Source organism: Cloacibacillus sp. (assembly GCA_036655895.1).
Lineage (GTDB): Bacteria > Synergistota > Synergistia > Synergistales > Synergistaceae > JAVVPF01.
The window spans coordinates 45,525-52,830 of record JAVVPF010000022.1; the positions used below are offsets into that span (position 1 = coordinate 45,525).

At 53.5% G+C, this 7,306-nt stretch carries 6 protein-coding genes; 3 read left to right on the top strand and 3 right to left on the bottom strand.

What is annotated here, in order from left to right; translation table 11 throughout:
* Window positions 1-138: 138 nt before the first annotated feature.
* From RRY12_08315 to RRY12_08325, 3 genes are all read left to right on the top strand, one after another.
* On the top strand, window positions 139-1,452 hold the full coding sequence (locus RRY12_08315; protein ID MEG2184665.1) for a tetratricopeptide repeat protein: 1,314 nt from the start codon (window positions 139-141) through the stop codon (window positions 1,450-1,452).
* Between the two features lie 123 nt (window positions 1,453-1,575).
* A complete protein-coding gene (recQ, locus tag RRY12_08320; protein ID MEG2184666.1) occupies window positions 1,576-3,405 on the top strand; it encodes a DNA helicase RecQ in 1,830 nt (609 codons plus the stop codon).
* Window positions 3,402-4,619, top strand: coding sequence for an MFS transporter (locus RRY12_08325; protein ID MEG2184667.1), 1,218 nt, complete (start codon window positions 3,402-3,404; stop codon window positions 4,617-4,619). The genes recQ and RRY12_08325 overlap by 4 nt, the downstream gene beginning before the upstream one ends.
* A 52-nt stretch (window positions 4,620-4,671) precedes the next feature.
* On the opposite strand, the gene RRY12_08330 is transcribed toward RRY12_08325, so the two are convergent.
* Genes RRY12_08330 through RRY12_08340 form a run of 3 tightly spaced genes read right to left on the bottom strand, consistent with a single transcriptional unit; the run spans window position 4,672 to window position 7,056 of the window.
* A complete protein-coding gene (locus tag RRY12_08330) occupies window positions 4,672-5,502 on the bottom strand; it encodes a hypothetical protein (GenBank protein ID MEG2184668.1) in 831 nt (276 codons plus the stop codon).
* An 11-nt stretch (window positions 5,503-5,513) separates the two neighbouring features.
* The gene (locus tag RRY12_08335) at window positions 5,514-6,158 is read right to left on the bottom strand and encodes a polymer-forming cytoskeletal protein (protein MEG2184669.1); all 645 of its coding nucleotides are present in this window, start codon (window positions 6,156-6,158) and stop codon (window positions 5,514-5,516) included.
* A 13-nt stretch (window positions 6,159-6,171) separates the two neighbouring features.
* Window positions 6,172-7,056 carry a polysaccharide deacetylase family protein gene (locus RRY12_08340; GenBank protein MEG2184670.1) on the bottom strand — a complete coding sequence of 295 codons (885 nt, stop codon included), beginning with the start codon at window positions 7,054-7,056 and terminating at the stop codon, window positions 6,172-6,174.
* Between the last annotated feature and the right edge of the window lie 250 nt (window positions 7,057-7,306).

A 7,306-nucleotide genomic window follows, 5' to 3' on the forward strand; every position in this document is an offset into this window, starting at 1 on the left:
GATTGACGTTACCGTATAAGGATATACTTTTTTTTGAAAATCGGCCATAGCAAAAAGGCATATATCTGATAAAATTCTATAGTGAGATATGATGCCGTAAGGCAATTATAAATAGATCAGCGAAGAGGGCCTGTTTTCATGAGTAATGACGATAAAGAAATAAAAACAATAGATGAAACTACCGACAACAACGTCGGAGAGATAAAATGCCCCGAGACCGTCCCCCACGACCAGCAGGGAATGACGGACGAGGAACGCGAGTGGAGCGCAAAAACGCCGCCGCGCCGCAAGGTGCCGCGCTGCGTCTTCATAGGCATAGCCATAGCGCTGCTTGCCGCCTTCGGCGGCGGCGGCTGGTGGTATTACCGTGTCAACGTGCTGCCGGAAAAATATTATCTGCGCGCCGAAGCGCTCTTCAACCAAAAGGAATACGCGAAGGCGGAGGAGCTCTACAAAAAAATAATGCGCATACGCCCCGAGCGCCGCGACATCCTCTTCAAGATAGGAAACTGCCGCGAAGAGCGCGGAGACAGGCGCGCCGCCATCTCCTATTACGAAGAGCATCTAAAGACCGCGAAAAACGACGTCAAGGCGATGACGCGCGTAGGCTGGCTCTACATGGAAAACGGCGAATATGAAAAGGCGCTGAAATGGCTCAAAGAGGCGGCGAAACGCCGCAACAAAGACGCCGAGATATGGAACCTCACTGCGCAAGCCGCGGAAAAGGCGGGCGACATCCCCGAAGCGGCTCATGCCTTGTCGCGCCTCTCGCAGATATATAAAGAGCCTGAAAAGAAAATGGCAAGCGGCAAAGAGCTGCTTCGCATAGGCGCCTATAAAGAGGCGATAGACGCATTTTCGCTCGCGGCGAAGCTCGCGCCCGACGACAAGGCGCCTCTGCACGCCATACACGCCGCGAAGGTGATGCTTGGCGCGCCGACGAACCCGCGGCTCGTGATCGTGCCCGGCAAATCGCTTGGTTCGGTGCTGCTTGATTCAACAAAAGACGAAGTGAAGGCCGCAATGGAAAGCCGCGGCCCCGACCGCAAGGAGTTCGGCCATGTCGGCGGAAAATCTATAATAGCGGAAAATCCTGTTGAGATATGGAGCTACAACATAAACGACCCCTCGCGCGAATTTAAAATAATCTTCATGAACGGCAAGGTCTTTGAAATAGAGACGGCCTCGCCCAGCTTCAAAACCGAAAACGGCCTTGGCCTTTCAAACTTCCTCATGGCAAAAAACTCAGATAAGCTCAAATGGCGCAAAGAGGCGCGCAACAGCGCGATACTCTGCCTCGCAAAAGAGGGCGGCCTTACATTCTACGCGGCAGACGTGACGCCGGACGGCGCGGAGGCGCGGTACAAACGTCTGCGCGTACACCACGGCGACGTCGGCATAGACAACATAGACGGCTTCTCGCTGCTCGACCTTTTTGAAAACAACCGTTAGACGAACGTCGGCTCTTTCGCCCCAACTGTAAAGCTCTATTTACCCGCGCCCGCGCGAATTTTGATTCACGAAACGGCGGACATGTTATACTTTTTCCGTGTATGACGGGAAGGGAATGTTTTTATGGCAGCAGATCCGCTTATAGTTTTAAAAAAAGTATTCGGCTACAGCTTTTTTCGAAAAGGCCAGGCAGAGATAATAGAAGCGGTGGCCGGCGGACGCGACGCGTTGGGCGTCATGCCCACCGGAGCTGGAAAGTCGCTCTGTTATCAGATCCCCGCTATAATGGCGGGAGGCCTCTCCGTCGTCATCTCCCCGCTCATCTCGCTCATGAAGGATCAGGTAGACGCGCTGCTGCAAAACGGCGTGCGCGCAGCCTCAATAAACAGTTCTATGGAATGGGAGCAGTCGGCCGACATCTTCCGCCGCGTCCGCGCGGGCGAGATACGCCTTCTGTACGTAGCGCCGGAACGTCTTGAGGGAGAGGGCTTCGGCGAGTTTCTGCGCTCCATTTCGATAAGCCTCATCATAGTGGACGAGGCGCACTGCGTCTCGCAGTGGGGACACGACTTCCGGCCCTCATACCTGAACATCGCGCCTGTGATAGCCTCGCTTCCCAAAAGGCCGCCGGTCGCCGCCTTCACTGCAACAGCGACTCCTGAGGTGAGCCTGGACATAGTGCGTCAGCTTGCGCTGCGCGACCCTTTTCTGCTCACTACCGGGTTTGACCGCGAAAACTTATTCTTCCACGTCGACCACCCCGCGGACAAAAACTCGGCAATGATGCAGTACGTATCGCAGTACCCGAACGTATCGGGCATAATCTATTGCTCGACGCGCAAAAACGTTGAGGCCGTCTGCGAACGGCTTCGCGCGCACAAGATAAACGCGGTGCGCTACCACGCAGGTCTTGCCGACGAGGAGCGCCGTATAAACCAGGAAAAATTCATCTACGACAAAGCCTCCGTGATAGTGGCCACGAACGCCTTTGGAATGGGCATAGACAAGTCCAACGTGCGCTACGTGCTGCATTACAACATGCCGTCGAACATAGACGCCTATTATCAGGAGGCGGGGCGCGCAGGGCGCGACGGGCTGCCCTCGGACTGCATACTTTTTTTCAGCCAGAAGGACGTCATGACGGCGCGCTTTTTTATTCAGCAGAGCCCGGAGGAGGCACGGCCAGCCGCGCGGCGCAAGCTTCAGGCGATGGTCGATTACTGTCATACGGCTGATTGCCTTCGGGGGTATATATTAAAATATTTCGGAGAGAGCGACGTACCAGAAAAATGCGCCGCCTGCGGCAACTGCACCGAGACGCGCGAGATGGTTGACGTCACTGTGGAGGCCCAGAAGATACTCTCCTGCGTCTACAGGATGGCGGAGGCCACGGGAGGCGGCAAATACGGCGCCTCCATGCTGGTGAACGTGCTGCGCGGCTCAAAACGCGAAGATATTAAAAAACTCGGCTTCAACGCCATCTCCACCTACGGCCTGTTGAAGGACAGAAGCCAGCAGAACGTCCGCGACATGGTGAATTTCCTCGTGGCCGAAGATTATCTGCAAACTGAAAACGGAGACTTCCCCGTGCTCGCCTTCACGGAACGCACAATGCCATTTCTTCGCAACGCTGCGCCGCTTGTCATGCGCCGCACAGAAGAAAAGGCGGCAAAGGAAGAAAAGCTCAAAAAACACACAAAGAGCGCGGAAGTGATAAACAGCGATCTCTTTGAGGAGCTGCGCCAGCTTCGCAAGGCGATAGCGGACGAGGACTCCGTGCCGCCCTATGTCGTCTTCTCCGACAGGACGCTCACCGCCATCTGTGACATGCTGCCTTCGACCGACCAGGAATTTCTCGAGGTTCCCGGCGTCGGCGCGGCAAAGCTGGAGCGCTATGGTGACGCCTTCCTCACCGCCGTCAACGACTGGAAGGCGAGGCGCCCGCATCAATGATGACGAACCTTTTATACGGCCGCAGCCGCAGGGGTGGTGCCGTGATTGACAGCGATTCTGGAAGACAGAGCAAACGCAAAAAAATAGTGCTGCTCGCCCTGGGATTTTTCTTTATGTTCGGCTACTCCAACGTCTCCTACCTGCTGCCCATCTATTACGCAAACGCAGGTTTCACGCAGGCTCAGTCCGGGCTGCTCGTCTCTGCCTTTTATTTTGCCACGCTCATTTTCCGCCTGCTTTTAGGAAACCTTCTGGTGCGCAGCGGATTCAAACGGCTTTTCGCAATAGGAGGCGTACTTACGGTGGCGGCCTCGCTTTGGATAGTATTTGCCGGCAACTCGTTCGTCTGCGCCTTTGCCGCCCGTTTTATGCTCGGCGCAGGCACCGCCTTCTCTCAGATAGCGCTTGCCACCTATCAGTCGCTCGCCTTCGATGAGAAAGAGCGCGGCTTTGCCTTTTCCCTCATCATGGCGGGCGGCCTCGCTCCGATGATGACCGTAGTGCCGCTTGCGGACTGGCTTTTATCGCACGGGCATTTCACATCCTATATCCTGATTCCTATGTCCCTTGCGGCCGCAATGGCCCTCCTAACCGTCTTTGTGCTGAAGACGGAAGACGTCGCGCTTGAAACTCCAAAAAACAACGGCAACATCTTCAAGGGCATCGCCGACTGCTTCAAGATACCGGGGCTGTCGCTTGCGCTCTTTTCGATGTTTCTCTTTTCGCTGACGGACGCGGCCTCCGCCTTTATGGCCTCAATGACCAGCAGCTACGGCCTCATGGCCTCATACTTTCTCTCGACAAACGCCGTCATAGGCGTTGCCGTGCGCCTCTTTTTCGGCAAAGTACTCGACCGCTACCCGCGCAAAAAACTCTCCGTGCCGATAATAGCGGGAATGTCGCTGATGCTGCTCTTTGCCTCCATCCACCCCAGCCGCGCCTCGCTGATGGCCCTAGGCCTTCTCTTCGGCGTCGGCATGGGATTTGGTTTCCCGCTGCATCTGGCGCTCGTCTCGGACAACGCGCCAAAAAGAGTGCAGCCTCAGGCGATAGCTCTGATGTGGTTTTTCACGGCGCTTGACTTCGCGCTGGTGCCCCTTGCAACGTCATACATAAGCGCCTTCACCACCCCCGTCGTCGGTTTTCGCGCCGTCGTCCTCTTCGTGCTCGCGGGAGCCGCCTTCGCCCAATACAAATGGCGCAGGCTGGCATAAAGACCGGCCCGCGCCTCACACCGCGCATGCGATAACTTAAAAAGGCGTACCGCTACTGCCGGTACGCCTTTATTATCTCTTCAAAACGATTCTGCTGCCATAGCCACTGTTCCGGCTCCAATATTATTCGTTTTTCAAGTTCGAGGCATATCGCCTGAGTCAGTTCAAGCGCCGCCTCTGGAGTATTTTCACGCGGCGGCTCCATCGCACAGCCAAAAGATATCTTAGCCTTGTAAGGCGCCGCCCGCGTGCAGGTGACGGGAACCACCGATGCGTCGGCCGCCAGCGCGCAGCGCGCCGGCAGCGTCGTAGTAGATGTCTCTTGCCCCAGGAAGGAGACTTTCGCCCCTTCGCGCACCGCGCGTCTGTCTCCGGCGACCAGCAGTATCTCACGGCCCTCCAGCTCTTTTTCCAGATAGGCGGCCAGCCCTTGCGGCGTATATTTTTCTATCTCGCCGTGTCGGTGGAACGAGCAGCCCGCGCCGTAATTTCTTTTGAGCCAGGCGCTGAGAAAAGCCCAGTTGCCCATACGAGCGGAGACGGCGATCACCTTTCTGCCCGAGGCAAGCGCCGCGTCCAGCTCTTCGCGCATTTTTATATCTACGGCCATGCTGTCTAAAAGCCCAGGGTCGTTCTGCCACGCCGCGTACTCCAGCAGATTCCAGACAAGATTGTCATACGAACGCCGGAGTATCTGTTTTTTCCTAAATTTAGGCTTTGTTGGAAAAATAAGTTCTATGTTTCTACGCGAGACGTCTTGGCGCAACCCCGTCGTCCTCATTGCAAAAGCAAAGAAGGAGGCGGCTTTGTCTGCCCGCCATCCCTCTTTTATTATCCTATTGAAAATTTTAAAAAATACTTCTTTATGCTTGTTGTGGTCCATACTTTAAAGACTTAACCCTCGTTTGCAGCTTTAGCAAATTTCTGGTTGCCGGCTCGCGCGCAGTCGGAGAACATACCCTCAGCCTTTTCGACCTTGCTGATGCAGACCTCGCCGCAGATGATGCCGCCCTTTTCGATTGCGATCGTGTTAGTCGTAACATTGCCGAGAACGAACGCGCTCTGCTTGAAATAGACGTCCGTCGCGGAGAAAATGTCGCCCTTGACCTTGCCGTCTATAAAAAGCTCCTTCGCGGAGAGAGAGCCTATGACCTCTGTTCCCTTGTTGACCTTTATCGTTCCGTTCGCGGTAAGGTCGCCGCTTACAGTGCAGGATCTCAGTTCTATGTTCTCACCTGAGACGTTGCCCTTGATGTTGCCGGCGAGCACGACGTTGCCCTTGGTGGAGATATTTCCTGTGATCTCGCCCCTCATGTCGATATCGCCGCTTGAAAGAAGCTCTCCCACGATGCAGGTCCCCTCTGATATTACGGAAACCTCCGACTTGCGGACCTCTTTTCTCTCCGGACGAGGTATTATAACAGGTTCTGCAACCGTTCTTTCTTCGATCACCATCGGCTGTACCGACTGCTCGTCGTCATTCTTTTTTAAAGGGAAGATCTCTCCCAGCGCCGTTTTGAAATTCCGCATATAATCCATAATAACTACTCCTTTATTTTGTAAAAGTAAGAGGCCTGCAACTTGATTTCAATGGCTTAAAGACATAGTTTTTTGCCTTCAGTGAAACAACGATAGCGTCCAGCGCGCTCAGCGACAGCTCGGAGGTATCGTGCATCAATACGACGTTCGGATGCCTTCGGCTGACATTATCCGCTACATTCGAGACAATATTGGCGCGTAGCACCCTCTTTGCGGCATCTCCCGCGGATACGTTCCAGTCGAAAAACCGGAACCCCCTGCGCAGCATTTCAGCCGTAAGCTCCTCGTATATCCTGTAATTGAATACATTGATACTGCCTCCCGGGAAACGGAAAAGCCCGCTTTGTTTGCCAGTCAGCGAATAAATTGCGTTATTTACCTTGGCAAAGTCGCTCAAATAAGCGTCAACGCTCGAATATATCTCCTTATAGCGGTGGCTGTACGTATGAACCGCTATAGTATGCCCCTCTTTGTGCATCCTGCGGATAATGTCCGGATATTTTTCAACGTTCGTCCCCACTACGAAAAAGGTGGCGTGGATGTTATGCTTTTTCAAAATATCAAGAAACGCTCCGGTATGCTTTGACGGACCATCGTCAAAGGTCAAATACACGTCGTTGTTGTCAAGTTCCTTTTCCTCATCGGGAACCGCATAAAGCTTTGCATATTTATTTTTGTATGGAAAATAGGTTGCTTTGGACGCGGCAGGCTTCTGTGTATCAGACGGCGTATCTACAGCGTCGGTACGTTTTTGTATAGGCGCCTCTTTTGCGGGAGCCCGGTCGTCCCCTTTATAAAAATAAACACGAACGCTAAAATAACATAAAACGCTCGCAGCCACTAGTAATATCGTTAAAATAAGATGCCTGAAAAATTTTACACTGCCCAAATATCCCATAAAACTCACGTCACCTGACTATGCACCATACAGACTACATCATAATATTTTTAAATACTATTGTTCACGAAGTAAGTGTATCAGCAACCCCATCATTTTGCAAGACTTTTTGAGCGCAAGATGAATGCTATTTAAGTGCGGCGGCTTTCAAAACTTCTAAACGCGCAGACTGTCTGCCAACAAAAAAGAGAGCCAAGACCGAAGTCTCAACTCTCTTTTTTTAATTAATCTCGGCGCCGATCTACTCTCC

Coding starts and splice junctions, on each gene's coding strand:
- RRY12_08315 (MEG2184665.1), top strand. CDS start 139: ATGAGTAATGACGATAAAGAAATAAAAACAATAGATGAAACTACCGAC.
- recQ (MEG2184666.1), top strand. CDS start 1,576: ATGGCAGCAGATCCGCTTATAGTTTTAAAAAAAGTATTCGGCTACAGC.
- RRY12_08325 (MEG2184667.1), top strand. CDS start 3,402: ATGATGACGAACCTTTTATACGGCCGCAGCCGCAGGGGTGGTGCCGTG.
- RRY12_08330 (MEG2184668.1), bottom strand. CDS start 5,502: ATGGACCACAACAAGCATAAAGAAGTATTTTTTAAAATTTTCAATAGG.
- RRY12_08335 (MEG2184669.1), bottom strand. CDS start 6,158: ATGGATTATATGCGGAATTTCAAAACGGCGCTGGGAGAGATCTTCCCT.
- RRY12_08340 (MEG2184670.1), bottom strand. CDS start 7,056: ATGGGATATTTGGGCAGTGTAAAATTTTTCAGGCATCTTATTTTAACG.